A 26,041-nucleotide genomic window follows, 5' to 3' on the forward strand; every position below is an offset into this window, starting at 1 on the left:
CAAGCCAGCTCCCACAGTAGAGCGCGCTCTACCTGCCGAACGCGATCAACTGTTGATGATCGTTCCCACGCAGAGCGTGGGAACGATCATTCAGGCTGCGATCAGCGCGGTACGACCGGCTTGCGGGCTGGCTTCTTGCCTTTACCTTTGGCCGCGTCGGTGCGCTCTTTGGCGGCCTGCTTGTTGCGCACCATGGCCGCGGCCTTGGCTTGCTCACGCTTGTCCCACGGGTTGCTGCCGTCACTGCCACGCGGCGGCAAGCCGGTGTGCTGGGTGAGGATCTTGGTGGTGGTTTCCTTGGCGACCTTGTGGCTGCCAGCCGGCGTCGAGTTCTTGCGACGGGCACTCTGGTAGCTGTCGGTGGCCGGCTGGTGCAACGGGATCAGTTGCTCCTTGCCCGGCCCGATCAGGTCGCCACGGCCCATGCGGGTCAATGCTTCGCGCAGCATCGGCCAGCCTTTCGGGTCGTGATAGCGCAGGAAGGCCTTGTGCAAACGGCGCTGCTCTTCGCTCTTGACGATGGTCACCGCGTCGCTCTTGTAGGTGACCTTGCGCAGCGGGTTCTTGCCCGAGTGGTACATCGCCGTGGCGGTGGCCATGGGCGAAGGGTAGAACGCCTGCACCTGGTCAGCGCGAAAGCCGTTGCCCTTGAGCCACAGGGCCAGGTTCATCATGTCTTCATCGGTGGTGCCCGGGTGGGCGGCGATGAAGTAAGGAATCAGGTACTGCTCCTTGCCCGCTTCCTTGGTGTACTTCTCGAACATGCGCTTGAACTTGTCATAGCTGCCGATGCCCGGTTTCATCATCTGGTTGAGCGGACCTTCCTCGGTGTGTTCCGGGGCGATCTTCAGGTAACCACCGACGTGGTGGGTCACCAGTTCCTTAACGTATTCCGGCGACTCGACCGCGAGGTCGTAGCGCAGGCCGGAAGCGATCAGGATCTTCTTCACACCCGGCAACGCACGGGCGCTACGATACAGTTGGATCAACGACGAGTGGTCGGTGTTCAAGTTAGGGCAGATACCCGGGAACACGCAGGACGGCTTGCGGCACGCGGACTCGATTTCCGGGCTCTTGCAGGCAATGCGGTACATGTTCGCGGTTGGGCCGCCGAGGTCGGAGATGACGCCGGTGAAGCCTGGCACCTTGTCGCGGATCTCTTCGATTTCGCGAATGATCGACTCTTCGGAACGGTTCTGGATGATCCGGCCTTCGTGCTCGGTGATCGAGCAGAAGGTGCAGCCGCCGAAGCAGCCACGCATGATGTTCACCGAGAAGCGAATCATGTCGTAGGCCGGGATTTTTTCCTTGCCGTACGCCGGGTGTGGAATACGGGCGTAAGGCATGCCAAACACGTAGTCCATTTCTTCGGTGGTCATGGGAATCGGCGGCGGGTTGAACCACACGTCGACTTCGCCATGCTTCTGCACCAAGGCACGGGCGTTGCCCGGGTTGGTTTCCAGGTGGAGTACGCGGTTGGCGTGGGCATACAGCACTGAGTCACCACGGACTTTTTCCACGGACGGCAGACGAATCACGGTCTTGTCGCGGGTCATGCGCGGGCTGGCCAGGATCTGTACGACCTTGGCTTCTTCCGGGTCATCCGTCGGGCCCTTCTCCTGCTCGATGGCGCAGGCCTGGGTGTCCTGGGTATTCACGTACGGGTTGATGATCTTGTCGATCTTGCCCGGACGGTCGATACGGGTGGAGTCCACCTCATACCAGCCTTCAGGCGTGTCACGGCGAATGAACGCGGTGCCGCGCACGTCGGTAATGTCTTCGATCTTGTGGCCCCACGACAGGCGCTGGGCGACTTCGACAATCGCCCGCTCGGCGTTGCCGTACAGCAGGATATCGGCGCAGGCGTCGATCAGGATCGAGTTACGTACGCGGTCCTGCCAGTAGTCGTAGTGGGCGATGCGGCGCAGGGACGCTTCGATGCCGCCGAGTACGATCGGCACGTTCTTGTAGGCTTCCTTGCAGCGCTGGCTGTAGACCAGGCTGGCGCGGTCCGGACGTTTGCCTGCCATGCCACCGGGGGTGTAGGCGTCATCGGAACGGATTTTCTTGTCGGCGGTGTAGCGGTTGATCATCGAGTCCATGTTGCCGGCCGCGACGCCGAAGAACAGGTTCGGCTCGCCGAGCTTCATGAAGTCGTCTTTGGACTGCCAGTTGGGCTGGGCAATGATCCCGACGCGAAAGCCCTGGGACTCCAGCAGCCGGCCGATGATTGCCATGCCGAACGACGGATGGTCGACGTACGCGTCACCCGTGACAATGATGATGTCGCATGAATCCCAGCCAAGCTGATCCATCTCCTCCCTGCTCATCGGCAGGAATGGCGCAGGACCGAAACATTCGGCCCAGTACTTGGGATAGTCAAATAACGGCTTGGCTGTTTGCATGACGGTGACCGGTGTTGAGATGAAAAATCGCGGGCGCGGAATATAGCACAAAATTTGACCAATTCCGACCTTTGCAGTCGGAATTGGCAGGACAGCTTTTTACTCGTCGTCGAAGTTGTAGCTACCCGGCGCCAGGTTTTCGAAACGTGTGTATTTACCGATAAACGCCAGGCGCGTGGTGCCGATTGGCCCGTTACGCTGTTTACCGATAATGATTTCGGCGATGCCTTTATGCTCGGTTTCCGGGTGATACACCTCGTCCCGGTATACGAACATGATCACGTCAGCATCCTGCTCGATCGCTCCGGATTCGCGCAAGTCGGAGTTGATCGGGCGCTTGTTCGGGCGTTGCTCCAGGGACCGGTTGAGCTGCGACAGGGCAACCACCGGGCAGTTGAATTCCTTGGCCAGGGCTTTCAACGAGCGGGAAATTTCGGAAATCTCGTTGGTCCGGCTGTCACCGCTGGAACCCGGGATCTGCATCAGCTGCAGGTAGTCGATCATGATCAGGGCGATGTCGCCGTGCTCACGCACCAGGCGCCGGGTACGCGCGCGCATTTCCGAGGGGCTGATGCCCGCAGTGTCATCGATAAACAGCTTGCGGTCGTTGAGCAGGTTGACCGCCGAGGTCAGGCGCGGCCAATCGTCGTCTTCCAGGCGACCGGCACGCACTTTGGTCTGGTCGATGCGGCCCAGGGACGACAACATACGCATGATCAGCGATTCACCTGGCATCTCCAGGGAGTAAACCAGTACGGCCTTGTCGCTGCGCAACACGGCGTTTTCCACCAGGTTCATGGCGAACGTGGTTTTACCCATGGACGGACGGCCGGCGACGATGATCAGGTCAGAGGGCTGCAGGCCGCTGGTCATGCCGTCGAGGTCGGTGTAGCCGGTGGACAGGCCAGTGATCGCGTTGTCGGTGTTGAACAGGGTATCGATACGGTCGATGGCCTTGGTCAGCAGGTCGTTGACGCTCACCGGGCCGCCGGTTTTAGGCCGGGCCTCGGCGATCTGGAAGATCTGCCGTTCGGCTTCGTCGAGAATCTCTTCAGCGGTGCGGCCTTCGGGGTTGAAGGCGCTGTCAGCGATCTCGGTGGCAATGCCGATCAGCTGGCGCAACGTGGCCCGCGCACGGACGATCTGCGCATAGGCCTTGATGTTGGCAACCGACGGGGTGTTTTTCGCCAGTTCGCCCAGGTAACCCAGGCCGCCCACTTGGGACGTCTGGCCTTCCTTGTCCAATTGCTCGGCCAGGGTCACCACGTCGATCGGCGAGTTCTGGTCGGCAAGCTTGGCAATGGCGCGGAAGATCAGGCGGTGGTCATGACGGTAGAAATCGCCGTCCGAGACTTGATCCAGCACACGCTCCCAGGCGTTGTTGTCCAGCATCAAACCACCGAGCACGGCCTGTTCGGCCTCGATGGAATGCGGCGGCACCTTCAGGGCAGCGGTTTGCAGATCATATTGCTCAGGAGCGGAGATATCGTTCATGGCCACTTGGAATAGTTGGAAAATCAGGAGCTACAGAAAAACAAAAGGCACGACCTGTAAACAGGATCGTGCCCGATGTTAACCGCCTGGCACGCGAGGTGCCAGTCAGTTAGGTGCTGCTTAAGCTGCTACCACAACAACGCGTACGGTTGCTTCGACTTCAGCGTGCAGGTGCACGGCTACATCGAATTCGCCAACGTTGCGGATGGTGCCGTTCGGCAGACGAACTTCGCTCTTCTGCACTTCAACGCCGGAGGCGGTCAGTGCATCAGCGATGTCGTGGGTGCCGATCGAACCGAACAGCTTGCCTTCGTCACCGGCGGTGGCAGTGATAGTCACTTCCAGCTCAGCCAGTTGGGCAGCGCGAGTTTCGGCCGAAGCTTTTTTGTCTGCTGCTGCTTTTTCAAGCTCGGCACGACGCTCTTCAAACGCAGCCAGGTTGGCAGCGGTTGCAGCGGTGGCTTTGCCGTATGGCAGCAGGTAGTTACGACCGTAGCCGGCCTTAACGTTCACTTTGTCGCCCAGGTTGCCCAGGTTGGCGACTTTTTCCAGAAGGATCAGTTGCATGTGAAAATCCTCTAACTTTTAACCTTCACCGTTCGCGTTATCGGCGTCTTTCGGCGCCAGACGACCGCGAAAATCAATCAGGCCGTCGACAATGGCCAAGACCACGAGTAACGGATAGATCAGCTGCATGAACAGCAACAGCGTCACGTACAACCCCACCAGCCAGAATCTGCCCAGTCGCTTTTGCGCCACCAGCCCATGAATCAGGGACAGCCCGGCGAATACCAGCGGTACGCTGCACAACGGCACCAACAGCGCCAGGCCAAAAGTCGGCCCGACTACCATGAACGCCAGCAGCAACATCGCCGGTCCAGCGGGGATTCTGATACTGCGAAACTCGCGACCAAAACCACCCGGGTTATACAACAACGCCTGCCAGTAACGCCCAAGAATCAGACTTAGCACGCTGACGATCTGCAACAAGGCCGCTATCAGGCCGGTAAGCATCGGTGCAACCACTGACGCGAAGCGCGCTCGCTCCTCTACCGATAACTGCTGGTAGAGATCCCCGAGAGCCAGCGGCAGGATCTTTATGATCTCCTGCGCCAGCGCCTCGATTTGCGGGCGGAAAGCCGCGCCAAGCGCCAGTGAATACACCAACCCCAATGCCACGCTGACCAGCAGCGTACGGACCCAGGACTCACTTGCGCGTAAAACCAACGCAAGGGTCGATGAACCGAGCAGTACCAGAAGTACCCGTGGATCATCGAATTTCAACCACCAGACCAAGGCCGGCAGCATTCCCAGGGCAAGAACGCCAAGGGCGTCCTTCAAACCGCGCCGCAGGAGCACAAGGCAACCTGCAGCAGCACCCAACCAATACAACAACGGCAACGCTGCACATCCAGCCACTACCAGAGTGGCCTGCACACGACCGCGCATGATGAACTCAGCTAAGGCGCGCATGCATTCAATCCCTTACTACTTGTCGACTGCCCGGTCTCAGCGGCCGTGGCTGTCGGTGTAGGCCAGCAGGGCCAGGAAGCGGGCGCGCTTGATAGCGGTGGCCAGCTGACGCTGATAACGAGCTTTGGTACCGGTGATGCGGCTTGGAACAATTTTGCCGGTCTCGGATACGTAGGCTTTCAGAGTGTTGAGATCTTTGTAATCGATCTCCTTCACGTCTTCAGCGGTGAAGCGGCAGAATTTACGACGACGGAAGAAACGTGCCATTTGATAGGCTCCTTAAAAGGTCCGTGGATTACTCGTCAGCGTTATCGCTGTTGTCGCTGTCATCACTGTCAGCGCTTTCAGCGCCTTCGTGCTCAGGACGGTCGCGACGCTCACGGCGCTCACTGCGGTTTTCTTCAGCCTTGAGCATCTCGGATTGGCCGGTAACGGCTTCTTCGCGACGGATGACCAGGTTACGGATCACTGCATCGTTGTAGCGGAAGTTGTCTTCCAGCTCGGCCAGGGCCTTGCCAGTGCACTCAACGTTCAGCATCACGTAGTGAGCCTTGTGAACATTGTTGATTGCGTAGGCCAGTTGACGACGGCCCCAATCTTCCAGACGGTGGATTTTGCCGCCGTCTTCTTCGATCAGCTTGGTGTAACGCTCTACCATGCCGCCGACTTGCTCGCTTTGATCCGGGTGGACCAAAAAGATGATTTCGTAATGACGCATGAATGCTCCTTACGGGTTGTAGCCTGCCGCTCAAAAACGGTCAGACAAGGAGTGAATGACACTTATGGATCTTGCCGCAGGGGAGGCACATGCGTGCCTGCCAGGTAGGCAAGGGGCGCAATTGTAGAGAAGGGGGAGAAAGGGCGCAAGGTGATTGGTGATTATTTGAACAACCTCCCCTACACCACAAAAACAAATGTGGGAGGGGGGCTTGTGTGGGAGTCGGGCTTGCCCGCGATGCAGGCGCCTCGATTTTTCAGTTAAACCGAGGTGATGCTATCGCAGGCAAGCCAGCTCCCACACAAGCCCGGCTCCCACAGGGTCTTGCGTCGCACTCAAGCCTTATTTCTTGGCTTTGGCCTTGACGCCACGCTGGCGCCGGGCTTCGAACAGGCAGACGCCCGTTGCGACTGACACGTTGAGGCTGCTGACGCTACCGGCCATCGGCAAGTGCACCAGGTAGTCGCAATGCTCACGGGTCAGGCGGCGCATGCCCTTGCCTTCGGCCCCCATGATCAGGATGGTCGGGCCGGTAAGGTCTTGGTCATAAATGCTGACCTCCGCCTCCCCCGCCGTGCCCACGACCCACAGGCCGCGCTGCTGGAGTTTCTCCAGGGTGCGCGCCAGGTTGGTCACGGCCACCAGCGGAATCACTTCCGCCGCACCGCAGGCAACTTTACGCACCACCGGCGTCAAGGTTGCCGACTTGTCTTTAGGCACGATCACCGCCAGCGCGCCGGCAGCATCCGCCGAACGCAGGCAAGCGCCCAGGTTGTGCGGGTCGGTCACGCCGTCGAGCACCAGCAACAGCGGTGCGCCTTCGGTGCGATCGAGCAGCTCGTCGAGCATTGCCTCGCCCCAGACCTGGCTCGGGCTTACGTCCGCGACTACGCCCTGGTGAACGCCTTCGACCCACACGTCCATTTCGCGACGCTCGGCCTGGCCGATAGCGACTTTATTTTGGTTGGCCAGCTCGACCAGCGCTTGAACGCGCGGCTCGCTGCGGCCCTCTGCCAACCACACCTGCTTGACGCGTTTCGGGTGGTGACGCAGCAATGCTTCTACGGCGTGCACGCCGTAGATTTTTTCCAGACTCATGACTTGGCCTTAGGTTTGCGCGACCCGCCGCTTTTCGCGGGGGCAGAACCCGCTTTTGGCGGGCCTTTACGGTGTTTACTCGGCTTGCTCGACGGTTTTTCCGCCTCGCGGGACTTTCCCCCAGACGCCGCTTTACCACCGCTTTTGGCTTCATTGAGCAACTGCTGCTTCAACTCGCGGCTCTTGCGCAGCTCGGCGTTTTTCGCCGCGGCGTCGCTAGGGCGGTAGGCTTCAGGGGCCTTGTCCTTGGCAGACGAACGACGAGCAGGCTTGGCTGATGCAGGCTCGGCGGCCGCTGCTTTCGCAGGAGCCCCTTTGCCCTTGGCGGCCGGGGCTGCGGTTTCGCTGCCACGTTTTTTACGGCCCGTCGGCTCAACAGGCTTGTCTGGCATGCCGAAGTCGATCTTGCGCTCGTCGAGGTCGACGCGCATGACCTGCACTTCCACGGTATCGCCCAAACGGAAGCTGCGACCAGTGCGCTCGCCCGCCAGGCGGTGATGCACAGGGTCGAAGTGGTAGTAGTCACCCGGCAAGGCGGTGACGTGCACCAGGCCCTCGACGTAGATATCGGTCAGCTCGACGAACAGGCCAAAGCCGGTCACGGCGGTGATCACGCCCGGGAACGACTCGCCCACGCGGTCTTTCATGAACTCGCACTTGAGCCAGTTCACTACGTCGCGGGTCGCTTCGTCGGCACGGCGCTCGCTCATGGAGCACTGCTCACCCAGCTGTTCCAGGGCCGCTTCGTCGTACGGATAGATCCGTGCTTTTGGAATGGTCATGGCACCGGCGCGCTTGACGTGCGGGGTGTTCTGCTTGGAATGGATCACGCTGCGGATCGCCCGGTGCGTGAGCAAGTCCGGGTAACGGCGAATCGGCGAGGTGAAGTGGGTGTACGCCTCGTAATTCAGGCCGAAGTGGCCCTGGTTATCCGCGCTGTACACCGCCTGGCTCAGGGAACGCAGCATGACGGTCTGGATCACGTGGTAATCCGGACGGTCCTTGATGCTGGCAAGCAAAGCCTGGTAGTCCTTCGGCGTCGGGCCGTCCTTGCCTTTGTGCAGGGACAGGCCGAGCTCACCGAGGAACGCGCGCAGTTTTTCCAGACGCTCCGGCGGCGGGCCGTCGTGCACCCGGTACAACGCAGGAATCTCGTGCTTCTTCAGGAATTCTGCGGTGGCCACGTTGGCCGCCAGCATGCATTCCTCGATCAGCTTGTGAGCGTCGTTACGCGTGGTCGGGGTGATCGCGGCGATCTTGCGTTCGGAACCGAAGACAATCCGGGTTTCCTGGGTTTCAAAGTCGATTGCGCCACGTACGTGACGAGCGCCCAACAGCACCTTGTACAGCGCATAAAGCTGCTTGAGGTGCGGCACGACATGGCCGTACTCACCGCGCAGGGTTTTGGCTTCGCTGGTTTTCGGCTGTTCCAGGATGGTGCTGACCTTGTTGTAGGTCAGGCGCGCCTGGGAGTGGATCACCGCTTCGTAGAACTGGTAGTCGGTCATTTCGCCGGTTTTCGAGATAGTCATCTCGCACACCATGGCCAAACGGTCGACTTTGGGGTTCAGGGAGCACAGGCCGTTGGACAGCTGCTCAGGCAGCATCGGGATCACGCGCTCAGGGAAGTACACCGAGTTGCCGCGCACCTGGGCTTCGTTGTCCAGGGCCGAACCGATCTTCACGTAGCTGGAAACGTCGGCAATCGCGACGAACAACTTCCAACCGCCGGAGAACAGGCGCAGCTTGCCGGGCTTGGCTTCGCAGTAAACCGCATCGTCGAAGTCGCGGGCATCTTCGCCGTCAATGGTGACGAACGGCAGATGACGCAGGTCGATGCGTTTCTCTTTGTCTTTCTCTTCCACTTCCGGCTTGAGCTTGGCGGCTTCTTTCAGCACAGCCTCAGGCCAGACGTGAGGGATATCGTAGGTGCGCAGCGCCACATCGATTTCCATGCCCGGCGCCATGTAGTTGCCGACCACTTCAACGATATCGCCCTGTGGCTGGAAGCGCGCCGTTGGCCAGTGGGTGATTTTCACCTCGACGAACTGGCCCACTTTGGCGGCGCCATTGCGGCCCGGGGTGATCAGCACTTCCTGCTGGACCTTCGGGTTATCCGGAACAACGAAACCGATGCCGCCTTCTTCGAAGTAACGACCAACGATGGACTCGTGAGCGCGGGACACCACTTCGACGATCACACCTTCGCGGCGACCGCGACGGTCGAGGCCGGAAACGCGCGCCAGGGCACGGTCGCCATCGAACACCAGGCGCATCTGCGCCGGGCTCATGAACAGGTCGTCGCTGCCATCATCCGGGATCAGGAAGCCAAAACCGTCACGGTGGCCGGCAATGCGACCGAGGATCAGGTCAAGTTTGTCCACCGGCGCGTAGGTGCCACGGCGGGTGTAGATCAACTGGGCATCGCGCTCCATGGCGCGCAGGCGGCGACGCAGGGCTTCGAGTTGGTCTTCGGTGGTCAGACCGAATTCTTCAACCAACTGCTCGCGGCTAGCAGGCGAACCCCGATCGGCGAGATGCGCCAGGATCAGTTCGCGGCTAGGAATAGGGTTTTCATATTTTTCCGCTTCACGAGCGGCCTCGGGATCGAGGGACTGCCAATCGGCCATTAGAGAGTTTTCACCTTGTCTATATGCGGGTTAGTTTGGCATACGCGTATTGAAACGGGAAATTTCAGGTGTCAACAAGCCCGTAAAAGCACTTTGTAGCCTTCAGAATGCACCTTGCGCGACCGCCTGCGAAATTTTCCAGGCTTTTTTGATAACGGGGCTTTACAGCGTAAAAAGTGGTCCGTATAGTGCGCGCCATCGACGACGGCAACGTTGACGATGCTGCCCAGATGGTGAAATTGGTAGACACGCCAGCTTCAGGTGCTGGTGACCGCAAGGTCGTGGAAGTTCGAGTCTTCTTCTGGGCACCAATTCAAAACTTGAGGTTTAAACCTTGAGTCTCACAAAAACCCGCGAAAGCGGGTTTTTGCGTTTCTGACCCTTCTAAAAATCTACCTGATCGGTCAGCCCAGCCGCACCTGAGAAACTTTATCGTTTATCCTTCACACGATTTGTTGCATTTCAAGTGAGGAACCCTGCGAATGATGATCCGCGATACCCGTCTCAAGACATCCCTTCTGCGTGGCATGACCATCACTCTGCTCGGCCTGACCCTGCTCTCGCCCGCCGCCTATTCGGCCGACAAGGTTGCATTGACCTTGTACAACGGCCAGCACAAGGAGGTCGGCGATGAACTTGCCAAGGCCTTCGAAGCCAAGACCGGCATCCACGTCAACGTGCGCAAGGGCAGCAGCAACCAGTTGGCCAGCCAGGTCGTCGAAGAAGGCGACCGCTCCCCTGCCGATGTCATCTACACCGAAGAGTCGCCGCCGCTGAATAAACTCGGCGAACAGGGCCTGCTGGCGACCATCGATGCCAGCACCCTCGACGTTCTGCCCAAGGAATACGTGGCCGCCAATGGCGCCTGGATGGGCGTGACCGCACGCACCCGCGTCGTGGCGTTCAACCCCAAACTGATCGCCGAGAAAGACTTGCCCAAGTCAGTACTGGATTTCGCCGGCCCCGAATGGCAAGGCAAGGTCGGTTTCGTACCCACCAGCGGCGCGTTCCAGGAACAGGCCGTAGCGATCATCAAGCTGCACGGTCGTGAAGCGGCTGAAGAGTGGCTGACCGGCCTGCGTGCGTTCGGCAAGGTCTACAGCAACAACATGGTTGCGCTCAAAGCCGTGGAAAACGGCGAGGTCGCCGCCGTTCTGGTGAACAACTACTACTGGTTCGCCCTGAAGAAAGAAAAAACCAACCTGGATTCGCAACTGCATTACTTCACCAACGGTGACGCTGGTGGCCTGATCACCGTGTCTGCCGCCGCTGCGCTGAAATCCAGCAAACATCCAAAAGAAGCCCAGCAACTGTTGGCCTTCATGGCCAGCGAAGAAGGCCAGCGGGTGATCACCAACACCTCCGCTGAATACCCGCTGCGCAAGGGCATGGAATCCAACCGCGGCCTCAAGCCTTTCAGCGAGCTGCAACCGCCGAAAGTCACGCCGGCTGACCTGGGCAATGCCGAAGAAGCGCTGGACCTGGAACGTGACGTTGGCTTGAACTGATGAACCCATCGCTCCCCGCCCCCGCCTTGCGCGGGGGTTTTACGCCGAGACGTAAACGCCCTTCGATCTGGTTGCTGCTGCCGGTTTTACTGCTGGTCGGCTTGAGCGTGTTGCCGCTGGCATATGTGGGCCTCAAGGCCTGGCAAGCGGGCTGGGCCGAGGCGGTGCATTTGCTGTGGCGGCCATATGTCTTCGGGTTGCTACGCAACACCTTGGCGCTGATGGTCGGCGTGACCGTGGCCTGTGGCGTGATCGGCCTGTCGCTTGCCTGGCTGCTGGAACGCAGCAACTTGCCAGGGCGGCGTATCTGGGGAGTGATCCTGTGCCTGCCGTTTGCAGTGCCGGCATTTGTCAGCAGTTTTACCTGGGTTTCGTTAAGCGCCAACTTCGAAGGGTTGGGTGGGGCGATCCTGGTGATGACCCTGTCCAAATACCCACTGGTGTTCCTGCCCGTGGCGGCGACCCTGCGCAATCTTGATCCGTCCCTGGAAGAATCGGCCCGCACCCTCGGCCTGAATCGTTGGGGCGTGTTCTTTCGTATTACCTTGCCGTTGCTGTGGCCGTCGCTGCTGGCCGGGGCGCTGCTGATTGCCCTGCATATGCTGGTGGAGTTCGGCGCCCTGTCGATCATCGGCTTGCAGACGTTTACCACCGCGATCTATCAGCAATTCGAGCTGGAATTCAGCAACGCCAATGCGGCGATGCTTTCGGCGGTGCTGCTGGTGATGTGCCTGACATTGCTCTGGCTGGAGCTGCGTGTGCGCGGCAAGGGCCGGCATGTGCGCACTGGCCAGGGCGCCGCGCGGCATGCCGAGCAGGTTCGACTGGGCAAATGGGCGCCGCTGGGGCAGTTGTATTGCCTGCTCCTGGCGATCATTGGCAGCGGCATTCCACTGGGCATGCTCGGTTACTGGTTGGCGGTAGGCAGTTCGGCGGCGTTTCCGGTCGCCGAGATCAGCGAGGCGTTATTGTCCTCCCTGGCGCTGTCCCTGGGCGGCGCCGCGCTCTGCCTGCTGTTTGCCGTGCCGGTGGGCTTGCTGGTGGTGCGCTACAAAGGCCAGCTAGCGCTGTGGGCCGAACGCCTGCCGCACCTGCTGCACGCCCTGCCGGGGCTGGTGATTGCGCTGACGCTGGTGTATTTCGCCTTGCATTACTTGCCGGCGCTGTATCAGACGTCGGCGCTGCTGCTGATCGCTTATGCGTTGCTGTTTTTGCCGCTGGCCCAGGCGCCGATCCGCACGGCGCTGAACAAGGCGGCACCGCAGTTGGAAGAAGCCGCCAGAACGCTGGGAGCTTCATCGTTCAGTGCGTTTTGCCGGGTGACGTTGCCGATTATTTTCCCGGCATTGGGGGCGGCGTTTGCCTTGGTATTCCTGGATGCGATGAAGGAATTGACGGCGACATTGCTGCTTAGTCCTACTGGATTGAACACACTGGCGACTGCCGTGTGGGCGCATACCTCGAATGTGGAATTCGCGGCAGCGGCGCCTTATGCGGCACTACTGATTCTAGTATCGGGGCTGCCGGTATATTTGCTTACGACCCGGATGTATCTGAGCCGCTGAATCCGCCATCGCAGGCAAGCCAGCTCCCACATTTGACCGCATTCCAGAGTTGGAACTCGGTCGAATGTGGGAGCTGGCTTGCCTGCGATGAGGCCGGAACAGCCAACATCAAGCGCGGAACTGCCCCAGGCTCGCCTTCAACTGCGCAGCCAGCCCATCCAGCACTTTGCCACTGGCTGTAGTCTCTACCACCGCCTGCGCCGCACGTTCGGCCTGGGCATGAATGATCTCCACTCGCCCACGCACTGCGTGCGCGCCTTGCGCCTGATGCTCCGCCGCACGCGTTGCCAGGCCAATCGCAGCATGCACCTGCTCCACCGAGGCCTGCACCGACTGCTGCAGGCGCACGCTGTCGCGCAACACCAGCAAACCTTCGCTGGCCTGGCGCCCAGCCTTGCCGATGGTTTCTACCGCCTCACGGGCACCTTGCTGCAAGGCCACGATGTGTGCCTGGATATCGCCGGTAGAGCTTTGGGTTTTACTGGCCAGCGCACGAACCTCGTCCGCCACCACCGCAAAACCGCGCCCGGTCTCACCGGCCCGTGCCGCCTCGATAGCCGCGTTGAGTGCCAGCAGGTTGGTTTGCTCGGCAATCCCATGGATCACCGTCAACACCACTTCAATCTGCTCGCTCTGCTGCGCCAGCCGCTCGATCACCTTGGAGCCAGCTTGCACCTGCCCCGCCAACGCCTCGATCAGGCTGCCGACTTCGGCTGAAGTACGCGAATTCTCATCAGTGGCCTGACGGATATCCACCACTTGCTGCAACGCCGCCTGCATCGCATGGCTTTCCGCCTGGGCCTCATCAGCCATTTGCGACAGCGCCCGCAGGCTTTCGGCAACTTCATCACGCTGCAAGCCGGCGGCTGCATCGGCACCGGCATTGCGCAAGGTCATCGCGCCGATTTCCACGCCGGTACGCTGGGCCACATCACCCGCTTCACGCACGATGGGCTGTAACTTATCCACAAAGCGATTGACCGCCGAGGCCATGTCGCCGATCTCGTCCCGGCTGTTGATCTGTACACGCTTGGTGAGGTCACCCTCGCCTGCGGCCAGATCATCCATTGCCGCAATCAGCAGCTTCAGGCGATTGACCACCCGACGCCCGAGCACCACCGCAATCAGCAGCAACACGCCAAAGCCTACAACCGCCAGGCCCATGCCGATGCGCCAGCGTAGTGTGCCCGCCGCCTCTTGCACGGCTTGGGTGGTATTGGCGGTCATCTGGGTGGCTGTGGCTTGCGCCGACTGTAAACGCGCGCCCATGGCGGCCGCACTGTCAGCGGCCGCACCCTTGAGGCTGTCGCCCACCAGTTGATCACTGCTGGCAATCAGCGCGGCAAAGCGCTTGTCCAGCGCAGCCAGGTCGACGTCCACTGAGGCGGTCGAAACCCCCATGATGACCTTGCCGATTTCCACGCCATTGGGGCTGATGGATGCCTCGAGGTAGTACACCGACGGATCGTTTTTCGCCGCATCCAGTACCTTGTCCAGGGCACGCTCACCCTGCCCTTTCTCGAGCAACGCCGCGTTAATCGGGTTGTCCCGGTTCAGGTAGCGCGTCAGGTGCTGGCCGGTGGCGTCGTCGTATACCACGAACAGCACATTGGGATTGCGCTGGGCACGTCGAGCAAACTCCGACAGAGTCGGCACGTCGCTGTCCCACATGGCGCGAGGCGCCACCGAGGCCAGCAGTTGCGCCATATCGTTGGCGGAGTCCTTCAGGTCTTTTTCCAGGGTCGCACGCAGTTGCTTCTGCTCGTCCTGCAGGCGCGTGGAAAGCCCCGTCGTGAGGCGCTGGCGCGTGCTGGAAGACAGGCTGTCCAGGCTGGAAGTGACTTCCTTGCCAGCCTGGGCCAGTTCGCCAGAAAGTTTTTGACTGTCGACGCCCAGACGATTGTCCAGTTCAGCTTCCAGGGCCGTGACCGTGCTCCGAGTCAGAGCGACAGCCACCAGCACTTGCACCAAAAGAGCGATACCTAGGGTAACGAACACCGGCCGCAGCAACCGGCTTTGTAACAATGAGAGAACGGCAGACATCGTGAATCCCTCCACCTGGGGTGCCATTAAATTGATAGCACCACGAAAGAGAGAAACACAGCAAAGGTCGTGCCGTATAGCAAACAGAAACGACAAAGGGCCCCCGAAGGGACCCTTTGTGTTTTACATCAACAGCTTATTAAGCGAACGGGTGACGCAAAACGATGGTCTCGTTGCGGTCCGGGCCCGTCGAAATAATGTCAATCGGCGCACCGATCAGCTCTTCGACACGCTTGATGTAAGCACGGGCGTTGGCCGGCAGCTCTTCCAGGGTCTTGGCACCCACGGTCGACTCGGTCCAGCCCGGCACTTCTTCGTACACAGGCTGCAGGCCTACGTAGCTGTCAGCGTCGGTTGGGGCAACGTCCTTGCCTTGCGCATCTTTGTAGCCGATGCAGATGTTGATGGTTTCCAGGCCGTCGAGTACGTCCAGCTTGGTCAGGCAGATGCCCGAGATGCTGTTCACATCGATAGCGCGACGCAGGATAACGGCGTCAAACCAGCCACAACGACGTGCACGGCCGGTAGTCGCGCCGAACTCGTGACCTTGTTTGGCCAGGTGCGCCCCGACTTCGTCGAACAGTTCAGTCGGGAATGGGCCCGAGCCTACGCGCGTGGTGTACGCCTTGGTGATGCCGAGGATGTAGTCCAGGAACATCGGGCCAACGCCCGAGCCGGTCGCAACGCCGCCAGCGGTGGTGTTGGAGCTGGTCACGTACGGGTAGGTGCCGTGGTCGATGTCCAGCAACGAACCCTGAGCGCCTTCGAACATGATGTCTTTGCCAGCGCGACGCAGGTCGTGCAGCTCGGCAGTCACGTCCAGCATCAGCGGCTTGAGCAGTTCAGCGTATTCCTTGCACTCAGCCAGGGTCTTTTCAAACTCGATGGCCGGTTCTTTGTAGTAACCCACCAGCATGAAGTTGTGGTAATCCACCAGTTCACGCAGCTTGTCTTCAAAGCGCGGCATGTTGAGCAGGTCGCCCACACGCAGGCCACGTCGTGCAACCTTGTCTTCGTAGGCCGGGCCGATGCCGCGACCGGTCGTACCGATCTTCAGCTCGCCACGGGCCTTTTCACGGGCCTGGTCCAGCGCAACGTGGAAGGACAGGATCAGCGGGCAGGACGGGCTGATGCGCAGGCGCTCGCGCACTGGCACGCCTTTCTCTTCCAGCTTGATGATCTCGCGCAGCAGGGCGTCAGGTGCAACCACCACGCCGTTGCCGATCAGGCACTGCACGCCTTCGCGCAGGACGCCCGACGGGATCAGGTGCAAGACGGTTTTTTCGCCATCGATGACCAGGGTGTGGCCAGCGTTGTGGCCACCTTGGTAGCGCACTACGGCGGCAGCATGTTCGGTCAGCAGATCAACGATCTTGCCTTTGCCCTCATCACCCCATTGGGTGCCCTGGACTACGACATTCTTACCCATAACACTTGTCCTCATTCGCGCAAACTTGGTGCCGGCAGTGGCCGGCAGGAAAACTCAAGAAGCCAGTGGCGATACTTGCCAAAGCCCGTTCTGCTGAATCAATTGCCGGTCGCAGTCCGCTTCACGGGCGGCGGCCAATGGCTGCCCAGGCAACGCCTGGACAACACGCTGACCCTCACTGCGCAACTGGCAAACCTGCTGCCAGAGTGCTGCGTCCGTACTGTCGGGCATCCAGATACCGCCAGACGGCAGTTCGACCTCAGCACGCCCCAGGGTCACCAGGGTTTTCAAATCGGTAGAAAAGCCGGTCGCCGGACGGGCACGACCGAAGTCGGCGCCGATATCGTCGTAACGACCGCCCTGGGCGATGGCCTGGCCAACACCCGGGACAAACACCGCGAACACCACACCGGTGTGGTAGTGGTAGCCGCGCAGCTCGCCCAAATCAAAATACAGCGGCAACTGCGGGAAGCGCGCCGACAACTGCTCGGCAATCGCCAGCACGTCATCCAGGGCCGCCAATACATCCGCCGGCGCATTCGCCAGGCGATCACGGGCGGCGGTCAGGACCTCACGGCCGCCACACAGGCCTACCAGCGCACGCAGCATGCCGGCGAGGTCAGCAGGCACGCCTGCCGTCAGGGCGATTACTTCGTCGATGGCCTTGCGTTGCAAGGCATCGAACAACTGTTGTTCCACTTCACCCGACAAACCGGCCGCACGGGCCAGGCCGCGATAGATGCCGACATGCCCGAGGTCCATGTGCACATCCGGCACATCGGCCAGTTGCAGCATGGCCAGCATCAGGCTGATGACTTCCACGTCGCTGCTCGGGCTTGCATCACCGTACAACTCGGCGCCCAACTGGATCGGGCTGCGGGACGACGACAAGGCACGCGGTTGAGCATGCAGCACGCTGCCGGCATAGCACAGGCGGCTCGGCCCTTCGCGACGCAGGGTGTGTGCATCAATGCGCGCCACTTGCGGCGTGATGTCGGCACGAAAGCCCATTTGCCGGCCCGATTGCGGGTCGATGACCTTGAAGGTGCGCAGATCCAGGTCCTGGCCCGCGCCGGTCAGCAGGGATTCCAGGTACTCGATATGCGGGGTCACGACAAACTCGTAACCCCAGCTCTGGAACAGATCCAACACCTGGCGGCGCGCGATTTCAATGCGTGCAGCTTCTGGTGGCAGTACTTCTTCGATGCCATCTGGCAGCAGCCAGCGGTCTACCGTTGCCATTACGCCATTCCCCTATGATCCGGGCGGCCAGCCCATCGGGCGAGCCTTGAGTGAAGCAGAAAATACCCGGCCCCTGCATAAACCACGCGCAAGAGCGACGTGACGAACGACCAACAATCGGCCTCGTCGGGCACTTTCCTCGAAAAACCTGTGGCGCCTGCAGCGCAAAACCACAATCAAACATGCAGACGCAAAAAAGCCGGGAATTTCCCGGCTGCCGCATCATACACCCGTTTTCTGAAAGGATCACCCCGCCCGGCATTTTAGCCGCCCGACGGAGCGATTCTCAGACTACATGCGGGTTACTTGGACTTTTCCAGGTAGCGGAAGAAATCGCTACTTGGGTCCAGCACCATGACGTCGGTTTTGTTCGCGAAGCTTTCACGGTAGGCACGCAGGCTACGATAGAACGCGTAGAACTCCTGGTCCTGGCCATACGCCTTGGAGTAGATCGAAGCGGCTTGAGCATCACCATCACCACGGGCCTCTTCAGACTCGCGATACGCTTCTGCCAACAGTACGCGACGCTGACGGTCGGCATCCGCACGGATCCCTTCTGCCAGTTCGTTACCCTTGGCGCGGTGCTCGCGAGCCTCGCGCTCACGCTCGGTGCTCATGCGCTCGAACACGCTGCGGTTCACTTCCTTCGGAAGGTCGATGGCCTTGACCCGAACATCGATCACTTCGATGCCCAGCTCTTTTTCCGCCATCGCGTTCAACGAACGCGTGATGTCCGCCATCAGCGCATCACGTTCACCGGATACCACCTCGTGCAGGGTGCGCTTACCAAACTGGTCACGCAGGCCCGATTCCAGACGGCGCGACAAACGCTCGTCAGCAATTTGCTTGAGGCCGGAGGTCGCGGTGTAGAAGCGCTCGGCATCCTTGACGCGCCACTTGGCATAGGCGTCAACCATCACGGCTTTCTTTTCCAGGGTCAGGAAGCGCTGTGTCGGTGCATCCAGGGTCATCAGGCGGCCGTCGAACTTGCGCACCTGGTTAACGTAGGGGACTTTCACATGCAGGCCCGGCTGGACATCTGCCTGGACCACGCGACCGAATTGCAGCAACACCGCGCGCTCGGTCTGAGACACGATATAGAAGCAGTTCCAGGCAGCGATGACCACGACGACGCCCACAATCAGGGCGGTCAGCGATTTATTGCTCATCAACGACTCTCCCTGGTACGTGTTTGCTGTTGCAGCAAGTCAGCCGCCGCACGGGCGCTGGCTTCATTCGATGCAGCCGTCGAACTGCCGGACTGCGCGTTGCTGCTGCCACTACGACCACCTTCGATCATCTTGTCCAGCGGCAGGTAAAGCAGATTGTTCTGCCCGCCCTTGTTGCCGGTCACGAGAACCTTGCTGGTGTTGCTGAAGACTTCCTGCATGGTGTCCAGGTACAGACGCTCACGAGTGACTTCCGGTGCCTTGCGGTACTCGGCCACCAGCTTGGTGAAACGATCTGCCTCACCCTTGGCGCGTGAGACCACTTCGTCGCGGTAACCGTTGGCATCTTCAAGGATGCGCTGGGCCTGACCACGGGCTTCCGGCACAACGCCGTTGGCGTAGGTTTCAGCCTGGTTGCGCGAACGCTGCTCGTCTTCACGGGCACGGATCACGTCATCGAAGGCTTCCTGTACTTCACGCGGTGCGGCTGCGCTCTGTACGTTGACCTGGGTCACGGTGATGCCGGTGCGGTACGTATCGAGGAACCGTTGCAGGCGCTCCTTGATCTCGCTGGCCATCAACTCACGGCCTTCGGTCAGCACCTGGTCCATTGCGGTGGAACCCACCACGTGGCGCAGGGCGCTTTCGGTCGCATGTTGCAGGCTGATTTCCGGCTGGTCGACGTTCAACACGAAGTCCTGCAGGTTGCTGATCTTGTACTGCACGGTCAGCGGCACTTCGACGATGTTCTCGTCTTCGGTCAGCATCTGGCCCTGCTTGGTGTAGGCACGCTCACGCGTGACGTTCTCCATGTACTTCTTGTCGATCGGCGGGAAGTAGATGTTCAGGCCCGGGCCGACAGTCTCGTAGTACTTGCCGAAGCGCAGCACCACGGCCTGCTCCTGCTCGTCTACTACATAGACGGCGCTGTACAGCCAGACGGCCGCCAGCACGACGAGGCCGATGCCGAGCAGGCCGTAACCACCGCCCTTGCTCGTACGACCGCCTTCGTCACCACCACGTTTTTTTCCACCACCGAACAACCCATTCAGGCTTTCCTGCAGCTTTCGGAAGGCCTCGTCGAGATCTGGTGGCCCCTTGCGGTCGCCATTATTGCGGCGTTTACCACCCCAAGGATCCTGATTATTCGAGTTGCCACCCGGCTCATTCCAAGCCATAGCGCTCTCCATCTGATAAAGCAAAGACGCACCCACGGCGCGCCGACCAATGCTACAGAATGCCTGTCACAGCGGCACAACCGCTTTCTCAGGCTTTTATTGCAAAGTGTGTTGTTCGATGAACTCCGCCGGCACCACGCCTTCACGGCTGACCAGCCGATTCAGCTCCGAACGCGGCAATCGAACGGCCAGCAAGCTGACACCTTCTTCGTCATGTTCTTCTTTCTGTACCGCACCCAGCTCGAAAAACTGTGCACGCAGTCGAGCAAAACGCTGAGGCAAGCGCAAGGTGCCAACAAACAAATCGCTGCCCAACAGCTCGGCAATGGCTTGTTCAAGCAATTCCAGGCCACTGCCATCGCGCGCCGACAGCCAGACCCGCTGGGGCTTGCCGTTTTCGTCGCGCTGGATTTGTGGCTCAACGCCTTCAAGCAAATCGAGTTTGTTATAGACCTCAAGGATCGGCAAGTCCTGGGCACCAATCTCGCCCAGCACCACCATGACCTGTTCAATCTGCAACATGCGATCCGGTTCGGCCGCATCGATCACGTGCAACAACAGGTCGGAATTGCTCGACTCTTCGAGCGTAGACCGAAATGCCTCGACCAGCTTGTGGGGCAAGTGACGAATGAAACCCACGGTATCGGCCAGGACAATCGGCCCCAGGTCGTCAATCTCCAGACGGCGCAAGGTCGGGTCGAGGGTCGCGAACAGTTGGTCGGCCGCGTACACGTCCGATTTCGTCACATTGTTGAACAGGGTGGATTTACCGGCGTTGGTATAGCCCACCAGGGAAACGGTCGGGATATCCGCACGCAGGCGGCCACGTCGCGATTGTTCGCGCTGGCTGCGCACCTTCTCCAGACGGCCCTTGATCTGTCGCAGGCGCACCCGCAGCAGGCGTCGGTCGGTTTCCAGCTGGGTTTCACCCGGGCCACGCATGCCGATACCGCCACCCTGACGCTCAAGGTGAGTCCAGCCACGAACCAGCCGGGTGCTCATGTGGTCAAGCTGGGCCAGTTCTACCTGGAGCTTGCCTTCATGGGTACGGGCGCGTTGGGCGAAAATATCGAGAATCAGACCCGTGCGGTCGATCACGCGACACTCGAAGACACGTTCGAGGTTACGTTCCTGACTGGGCGTGAGGATGTGATTGAAAATCACCAGATCGGCCTTCTCGGCATGGACCAGGTCGTGCAGCTCCTGAACCTTACCGCTGCCGATCAGGAATTTGGCGGTTGGCCGATGACGCGGCACGTTAAAAAACGCGACGGTCTCGGCGCCGGCCGAATTTGCCAACTCCTGAAACTCCTGCGGATCTTCGCGCGCCTCAGGGTCCTGTCCATCCAAGTGAACGAGGATTACTCGCTCACCACCACCGTGGCGCTCAAAGAACAAAGGAGACTCCTATCAGGCGTTACCCGGTGCAGGCTCGGCGTCACCCTGTTCTTCGGTTGCGCTAGGCAGACGAATTGGACGAACCGGCACTACGGTCGAGATAGCGTGCTTGTAAACCATTTGGCTCACGGTGTTTTTCAGCAGGATAACGAACTGGTCGAACGACTCGATCGTACCTTGCAGCTTGATACCGTTGACCAGATAGATGGAAACCCCAACTTTCTCTTTACGTAAAGTATTCAAGTAAGGGTCTTGTAGCGAATGCCCTTTTGACATGTGCCGCACTCCTTTAAGGATCAATAATAAAAAATCGGAAAATAGATAGCTCATGGCCGTCACACCCCCAAGGATAGACGGCAATTGCAAGGACTCAGCTCAATATGGAGACCGTTCCCAAGTATTTCAAGGCGCGTGACAGATTGTCGCAATCCAGACTGTCCAACCAGTGCAAATCAGTCCAGCTGCGCAGCCATGTGAACTGGCGCTTCGCCAATTGGCGCGTGGCAATGATGCCGCGCTCCTGCATTTCGGCTGACGTCAGCTTGCCGTCCAGATGATCCCAGACTTGGCGGTAGCCTACAGCGCGTATCGAAGGCAACCCCGGATGCAGGTCACCTCTTGAACGCAGTGCTACGACCTCGTCCACGAACCCCTGTTCCAACATAATTGTGAATCTTTGTGCAATTCGTTCATGCAGCACCTGGCGATCCGTCGGAGCGATGGCCAGATTCGCCACAGTATAGGGCAATTGTGAGTGTCCCGAGGCGCCTGCTTCAGTACTTTGCGCAGTTTGTTTCAGCCTGTGTTCAGTCATGGTCTGGCCGCTGACCCGCCAGACTTCCAACGCCCGCGTCAGGCGCTGGGGATCATTGGGATGAATCCGGGCGGCGGAAATTGGATCCACCACCGCCAACTGATCGTGCAGGGCTTGCCAGCCAAGGCGTGCAGCCTCTTCCTCAAGTTCTGCGCGGACCTGCGGGTCGGCAGGCGGCATATCTGCCAGGCCTTCCTGCAAAGCCTTGTAGTAGAGCATCGTGCCACCCACCAGCAGCGGAATCTTGCCGCGCGCGGTGATATCAGCCATGGCGGCCAGGGCATCGGTGCGAAAGTCGGCCGCCGAATAGCTCTGGCTGGGATCAATAATGTCGATCAACCGGTGCGGGTGCTGGGTCAGCAGCGCTTTGGAGGGTTTGGCGGTGCCGATGTCCATGTCCCGGTAAACCAGTGCAGAGTCGACACTGATCAGCTCGCACGGCAAGACTTTGGTCAGCTCGATGGCCAGGTCGGTCTTGCCGGCGGCCGTCGGGCCCATCAGGAAGATCGCGGGGGGCAAGGCACTCATCAACGGCCGCGCAAGAACAGTTTGTCCAGGTCGTCCAGGCCCATTTGGGTCCAGGTCGGTCGGCCATGGTTGCATTGGCCGCTGCGCTCGGTGTTTTCCATGTCCCGCAGCAGGCCGTTCATTTCCGGCAGGGCCAGGCGGCGGTTGGCGCGGATGGCACCGTGACAGGCCATGGTGCCGAGCAATTCATTGATGTGCGCCTGGATCCGGTCGCTGGTGCCATATTCCATCAGGTCTGCCAGCACGTCAGCCACCAGCCGGTTGGCCTCGGCCTGTTTGAGCAACGCGGGAATCTGCCGGATAGCCAGGGTTTCCGGGCCCAGGCGCTGCAGCTCAAAGCCCAGTTTCTGGAACACGCTGACATGCTCCTCGGCGCAATCCGCCTCACGCTGGCTCACCGCCAGGGACTCCGGCACCAGCAACGGCTGGCCACTGAGGCCTTCGCTGGCCATGGCGATCTTCAAGCGCTCGTACATGATCCGCTCGTGAGCAGCATGCATATCCACCAGCACCAGGCCATGGGCGTTTTCCGCAAGAATATAGATGCCCTTGAGCTGCGCCAGCGCATAACCCAACGGCGGCACATCACCCTGGCCCTCCGGCAAGGCAGCAGCACCCGACTCGGCGCCAGGCAACGGTGCGAAAAACTCGCGATAGGCCGCCTGGGCCTCGGCGACCGGCACCGCCGATTGCGGGCGCGGTGTGTATTGGTATTGATAACCGGCGCCAGCGCCTGAGCCAGGCGCGGTATAGCTCGGCTGGGCTTGCGGCGATTGCAGCAGGTTGGCCGCCAGGCTCATTTCGCCCTGGGGCCCGAACTCACCGGCTTCGGGCCCCGAAGGGCGAACGATGGCCGTAACAATCGGCGCCCCGAGGTGATCGTCCGGGCGTACATCGCCCAGGGCACGGTGCAACGTGCCATAGAGGAAGTCGTGAACCATGCGCCCATCACGGAAGCGCACTTCGTGTTTGGTCGGGTGCACGTTGACGTCGACCACCGACGGGTCGACCTCAAAGAACAATACAAAAGTCGGGTGCCGCCCGTTGAACAGCACGTCGCGATAGGCCTGGCGCACCGCGTGGGCCACCAACTTGTCGCGTACCGCCCGGCCGTTCACAAAGAAGTACTGCAAGTCTGCCTGGCTACGGGAGAAGGTCGGCAAGCCCACCCAACCCCACAGGCGCAAGCCGTTGCGCTCAATCTCGATGGGCAGCGCCTGTTCCAGGAACCCCGCGCCGCAGATGGCCGACACGCGCCGCGCGCGGGCCGCATCATCATGGGCCTCGTGCAGGCTGAGGATGGTCTTGCCGTTGTGGCGCAGGTGGAACGCCACATCAAACCGGGCCAGGGCCAGGCGCTTGATGACTTCCTGCAGGTGATCGAATTCGGTTTTCTCGGCCTTGAGGAATTTACGCCGGGCCGGGGTGTTGAAGAACAGGTCGCGCACTTCCACCGAGGTGCCCACCGGATGCGCAGCCGGCTGGACCCGGGGCGCCATGTCGCGGCCTTCGGTTTCAACCTGCCAGGCCTGGTCGGCGTCGCGGGTACGGGACGTCAGGGTCAGGCGGGCCACGGAGCTGATGGAAGCCAGGGCCTCGCCGCGAAACCCGAGGCTCATCACCCGCTCAAGGTCTTCCAGGTCGCGAATTTTGCTGGTGGCGTGACGGGCCAGGGCCAGCGGCAGGTCATCGGAGGAAATCCCGCTGCCATCGTCGCGCACCCGCAGCAGCTTGACGCCGCCCAGTTCAACATCGACATCAATACGCTTGGCGCCGGAGTCGATGCTGTTTTCCAGCAACTCCTTGATCACCGAAGCCGGCCGCTCGACCACCTCGCCCGCAGCGATCTGGTTAGCCAGGCGCGGGCTTAGTAGTTCAATGCGCGAGGTGTTGCTCAAGACTGTCTCGCTCATTATTGCGCCGCCAGTTCTGTGCCAGGGATCGTCAACACCTGGCCGACTTTCAATTCGTCGGTCTTCAGGTTGTTGGCACTGCGCAGGGTTGCCGCAGACACCTGGAACCGCACCGCCAGCATCGCCAGTGTGTCGCCCGGCTGCACGCGATGGTCGCGCGGGCCCTGGGCGATTTTCCCGGAGTCACGCAGCCAGGCGATGTACGTGCCCGGCGGCGGGTTCTGCTGGAAGAACTGGCGAACACCGGCGCTGATGGAACGCGCCAGCGCCTGCTGGTGGCTGGCGCTGGCCAGTTTCGAGGCTTCGTTGGAGTTGGAGATAAATCCGGTTTCCACCAGGATCGACGGAATATCCGGCGATTTAAGGACCATGAACCCGGCCTGTTCCACGCGCTGTTTGTGCAGCGAAGTGACACGGCCAATGTTGCTCAGGACTTTCTGCCCGACGTTCAGGCTGGAGGTCAGCGAGGCGGTCATCGACAGGTCGAGCAATACGCCGGCGAGCATCTTGTCCTTGTCGTCGAGGGACACGTTGCCGGCCCCGCCGATCAAGTCGGAACGGTTTTCACTGTCCGCCAGCCAACGGGCGGTCTCGGACGTGGCGCCGCGATCAGACAGGGCGAACACCGAGGCACCAAACGCAGCAGCCGAAGGCGCCGCATCGGCGTGGATCGAGACGAACAGGTCGGCGCCCTTCTTGCGGGCGATTTCGGTACGGCCACGCAGCGGAATAAAGTAGTCGCCGGTACGGGTCAGTTCGGCGCGGTAGCCTTTCATGCCATTGATCTGGCGCTGCAGTTCGCGGGCGATGGCCAGTACCACGTCTTTTTCATGCTGGCCGCGCGAGCCGGAGGCACCCGGGTCTTCCCCGCCATGGCCGGCATCGATGACCACGATAATGTCGCGCTTGCCCGCCGGTGCAGGTGGCGGCGGCGGCAATTTGACCTGAGGTTGGGACTGGTTGACCGGCACCGCCGGTATCGTCGCGACGCTTGGGGTAGGCGCAGGCGGCGGCGCGGCATCGGCGGCGTTATCAAACAGGTCGACCACCAGCCGGTTGCCGTATTGCGCGTTGGGCGCGAGCACGAAGCTTTTCGGGGTCACGGCCTTTTTCAGGTCGATGACCACCCGCAGGTCGGTCGGCGTACGTTGGGCCGAGCGCATCGCGGTAATCGGGGTATTGGCCATGGGGACTTTCAACGGCGCGGCCAGGGTCGCACCGTTGATATCAATCACCAGGCGATCGGGCGCCGTGAGGGTGAAGACGCTGTGCTGGACCGGGCCGGACAGGTCGAATACCAGTCGCGTGTTATCCGGTGCCCGCCACAGGCGAACACTTTTCACCTGTGAGGCCGCCAGTGCATTGAAAGTCATTGCCGCAAGCAACACCCCTACGACAGTAACCAACGCGCGAAAGCGCATACCTAACCCCATCAA

At 60.6% G+C, this 26,041-nt stretch carries 19 protein-coding genes, 1 tRNA gene and 2 pseudogenes; 3 read left to right on the top strand and 19 right to left on the bottom strand.

Translation table 11 applies throughout. From position 1 onward, the window contains the following. Positions 1-101 precede the first annotated feature (101 nt). The 8 genes from ACZRN6_RS18185 to rnr all read right to left on the bottom strand — a co-directional run bounded on the left by ACZRN6_RS18185 (position 102) and on the right by rnr (position 9,818). Positions 102-2,405, bottom strand: coding sequence for a YgiQ family radical SAM protein (locus ACZRN6_RS18185; protein WP_322143000.1), 2,304 nt, complete (start codon positions 2,403-2,405; stop codon positions 102-104). Between the two features lie 99 nt (positions 2,406-2,504). Continuing rightward, positions 2,505-3,899 carry a replicative DNA helicase gene (gene dnaB / locus ACZRN6_RS18190; protein WP_064450415.1) on the bottom strand — a complete coding sequence of 465 codons (1,395 nt, stop codon included), beginning with the start codon at positions 3,897-3,899 and terminating at the stop codon, positions 2,505-2,507. Between the two features lie 120 nt (positions 3,900-4,019). Further along, entirely contained in the window at positions 4,020-4,466 is a 447-nt protein-coding gene (gene rplI / locus ACZRN6_RS18195) for a 50S ribosomal protein L9 (protein ID WP_003171376.1), read from the bottom strand. 18 nt (positions 4,467-4,484) lie between these two features. Continuing rightward, positions 4,485-5,372 (bottom strand): YybS family protein, encoded by an 888-nt coding sequence (locus ACZRN6_RS18200; protein ID WP_177083114.1) that lies wholly within the window; start codon positions 5,370-5,372, stop codon positions 4,485-4,487. A gap of 36 nt (positions 5,373-5,408) precedes the next feature. Beyond that, on the bottom strand, positions 5,409-5,639 hold the full coding sequence (gene rpsR / locus ACZRN6_RS18205) for a 30S ribosomal protein S18 (protein ID WP_002551829.1): 231 nt from the start codon (positions 5,637-5,639) through the stop codon (positions 5,409-5,411). A 28-nt stretch (positions 5,640-5,667) separates the two neighbouring features. Further along, a complete protein-coding gene (gene rpsF / locus ACZRN6_RS18210; protein WP_003217491.1) occupies positions 5,668-6,090 on the bottom strand; it encodes a 30S ribosomal protein S6 in 423 nt (140 codons plus the stop codon). A gap of 342 nt (positions 6,091-6,432) precedes the next feature. After that, a complete protein-coding gene (gene rlmB / locus ACZRN6_RS18215; protein WP_322142999.1) occupies positions 6,433-7,188 on the bottom strand; it encodes a 23S rRNA (guanosine(2251)-2'-O)-methyltransferase RlmB in 756 nt (251 codons plus the stop codon). Continuing rightward, positions 7,185-9,818 (bottom strand): ribonuclease R, encoded by a 2,634-nt coding sequence (gene rnr, locus ACZRN6_RS18220; protein ID WP_322142998.1) that lies wholly within the window; start codon positions 9,816-9,818, stop codon positions 7,185-7,187. The genes rlmB and rnr overlap by 4 nt, the downstream gene beginning before the upstream one ends. A gap of 224 nt (positions 9,819-10,042) precedes the next feature. Between rnr and ACZRN6_RS18225 the strand changes: the two genes are divergently transcribed. The 3 genes from ACZRN6_RS18225 (at position 10,043) to ACZRN6_RS18235 (ending at position 12,891) form a co-directional block, all read left to right on the top strand. Beyond that, positions 10,043-10,129: transfer RNA gene (locus tag ACZRN6_RS18225), tRNA-Leu, on the top strand. A gap of 171 nt (positions 10,130-10,300) precedes the next feature. Then, a complete protein-coding gene (locus tag ACZRN6_RS18230; RefSeq protein WP_322142997.1) occupies positions 10,301-11,326 on the top strand; it encodes an extracellular solute-binding protein in 1,026 nt (341 codons plus the stop codon). Next, the gene (locus tag ACZRN6_RS18235; protein WP_464008443.1) at positions 11,326-12,891 is read left to right on the top strand and encodes an ABC transporter permease; all 1,566 of its coding nucleotides are present in this window, start codon (positions 11,326-11,328) and stop codon (positions 12,889-12,891) included. The genes ACZRN6_RS18230 and ACZRN6_RS18235 overlap by 1 nt, the downstream gene beginning before the upstream one ends. Before the next feature lie 108 nt (positions 12,892-12,999). Here ACZRN6_RS18235 and ACZRN6_RS18240 read toward each other — a convergent pair. The 11 genes and pseudogenes from ACZRN6_RS18240 to ACZRN6_RS18290 all read right to left on the bottom strand — a co-directional run. Continuing rightward, positions 13,000-13,515, bottom strand: a pseudogene (locus ACZRN6_RS18240) (methyl-accepting chemotaxis protein); the annotation flags it as partial. A 390-nt stretch (positions 13,516-13,905) separates the two neighbouring features. After that, positions 13,906-14,961, bottom strand: a pseudogene (locus ACZRN6_RS18245) (methyl-accepting chemotaxis protein); the annotation flags it as partial. Positions 14,962-15,073: 112 nt separating this feature from the next. Next, positions 15,074-16,363, bottom strand: coding sequence for an adenylosuccinate synthase (locus tag ACZRN6_RS18250; RefSeq protein ID WP_464008444.1), 1,290 nt, complete (start codon positions 16,361-16,363; stop codon positions 15,074-15,076). A gap of 54 nt (positions 16,364-16,417) precedes the next feature. After that, the gene (locus ACZRN6_RS18255) at positions 16,418-17,605 is read right to left on the bottom strand and encodes an ATP phosphoribosyltransferase regulatory subunit (RefSeq protein WP_464008445.1); all 1,188 of its coding nucleotides are present in this window, start codon (positions 17,603-17,605) and stop codon (positions 16,418-16,420) included. A gap of 302 nt (positions 17,606-17,907) precedes the next feature. Then, on the bottom strand, positions 17,908-18,774 hold the full coding sequence (gene hflC, locus ACZRN6_RS18260; protein ID WP_464008446.1) for a protease modulator HflC: 867 nt from the start codon (positions 18,772-18,774) through the stop codon (positions 17,908-17,910). Beyond that, positions 18,774-19,952, bottom strand: coding sequence for an FtsH protease activity modulator HflK (gene hflK / locus ACZRN6_RS18265; protein WP_322142992.1), 1,179 nt, complete (start codon positions 19,950-19,952; stop codon positions 18,774-18,776). The genes hflC and hflK overlap by 1 nt, the downstream gene beginning before the upstream one ends. A 96-nt stretch (positions 19,953-20,048) precedes the next feature. Then, a complete protein-coding gene (gene hflX, locus ACZRN6_RS18270; protein WP_322142991.1) occupies positions 20,049-21,350 on the bottom strand; it encodes a ribosome rescue GTPase HflX in 1,302 nt (433 codons plus the stop codon). Between the two features lie 12 nt (positions 21,351-21,362). After that, positions 21,363-21,626 carry an RNA chaperone Hfq gene (gene hfq, locus ACZRN6_RS18275; RefSeq protein ID WP_003217515.1) on the bottom strand — a complete coding sequence of 88 codons (264 nt, stop codon included), beginning with the start codon at positions 21,624-21,626 and terminating at the stop codon, positions 21,363-21,365. Between the two features lie 94 nt (positions 21,627-21,720). Continuing rightward, positions 21,721-22,692, bottom strand: a complete 972-nt coding sequence (gene miaA, locus ACZRN6_RS18280) for a tRNA (adenosine(37)-N6)-dimethylallyltransferase MiaA (RefSeq protein ID WP_464008453.1) — start codon at positions 22,690-22,692, stop codon at positions 21,721-21,723. Beyond that, positions 22,692-24,590: a DNA mismatch repair endonuclease MutL gene (gene mutL, locus ACZRN6_RS18285; RefSeq protein ID WP_322148604.1), complete on the bottom strand. Its 1,899-nt coding sequence runs from the start codon at positions 24,588-24,590 to the stop codon at positions 22,692-22,694. The genes miaA and mutL overlap by 1 nt, the downstream gene beginning before the upstream one ends. A gap of 14 nt (positions 24,591-24,604) precedes the next feature. Continuing rightward, positions 24,605-26,038 carry an N-acetylmuramoyl-L-alanine amidase gene (locus tag ACZRN6_RS18290; protein WP_322142989.1) on the bottom strand — a complete coding sequence of 478 codons (1,434 nt, stop codon included), beginning with the start codon at positions 26,036-26,038 and terminating at the stop codon, positions 24,605-24,607. Positions 26,039-26,041: the final 3 nt, after the last annotated feature.

This window comes from Pseudomonas sp. A125, assembly GCF_055409485.1.